This window comes from Corynebacterium sp. c3Ub_189 (assembly GCF_039907195.1).
Classification (GTDB): Bacteria; Actinomycetota; Actinomycetes; order Mycobacteriales; family Mycobacteriaceae; genus Corynebacterium.
In genome coordinates this window covers 1-852 of record NZ_JASBOF010000057.1, presented here as the reverse complement: position 1 = coordinate 852, position 852 = coordinate 1, and the positions used below count along the sequence as shown (strand labels likewise).

Sequence of the window (852 nt, the reverse complement as noted above, 5' to 3'; positions counted from 1 at the left end):
ATCCGTCGGGAGTAAACGTCGGTGACAAACGCGGCATACACAAAGCCTTTCTTCGTGCGCACATACGTAATGTCAGCCACCCACAGTTTGTTCGGGCCGGGGGCTTTGAATTCACGCTCGACCAAGTCTGGGCGCAGATCAGGCACGTTAGGCTTACGGGTTGTGAGAGGTGATCTGCCTTTGCCTTTGCCAGAAACACCGGCCAAGCGCATTAAACGGGCAGTTTGTTCACGACCGATATCAATTCCGTCACGGCGGAGAGCATGCCACATTTTCCGTACACCGTAGACACCGTAATTATCCCGATGAACAGTTCTAATGCGTTCGACCAGCACAGCATCACGAAGGCGACGAGCACTTAACCCACGGGCCTTGGACTGGCGATAGCCACGCGAGGTGATGAACCCACCAGACCGGTTATTCTTCAACGTCTTACAGATGAACTCGACAGAGAAACGAACCCGGTATTCATCGATGAACCGGATCATTTCCGACGTTTTGGGTCGAGTTCCGACGCGAAAAAAGCTGAAGCGGCCTTCAGCAGCTCATTAGTGTCGCGTAGCTCTTGATTTTCACGACGCAGCCTCGCGTTTTCCGCGGCCAAATCTTCAGGCACAGGTTCTGGGATGTTTCCCGCACGACGGGCCTGTTGAGTCCATTGACGGGCCGTATGCCATGAAACCCCCAGCTTTGGAGCTACTGCCTGGCACGCGGCTTGCATCGACATATTTTCTGCCAAGATGCGATCTTCCACGAGACGGACCACACGGTCCTTTGCATCCTGGTCAAATTTTCTTGGCATATTCCAGATTTTCCCATCTACTCAAACGGAACAAAACCTGGGACACTTCA

At 53.2% G+C, this 852-nt stretch carries 1 protein-coding gene and 1 pseudogene; both read right to left on the bottom strand.

Annotated features, from left to right (window positions below; translation table 11 throughout):
• A partial coding sequence (locus QKD99_RS11490; RefSeq protein WP_347951486.1) for an IS3 family transposase occupies positions 1-488 on the bottom strand: 488 nt, incomplete at its 3' end.
• Positions 485-848: pseudogene (locus QKD99_RS11485) on the bottom strand (transposase). The pseudogene QKD99_RS11485 and the gene QKD99_RS11490, both read right to left, overlap by 4 nt.
• Positions 849-852 lie beyond the last annotated feature (4 nt).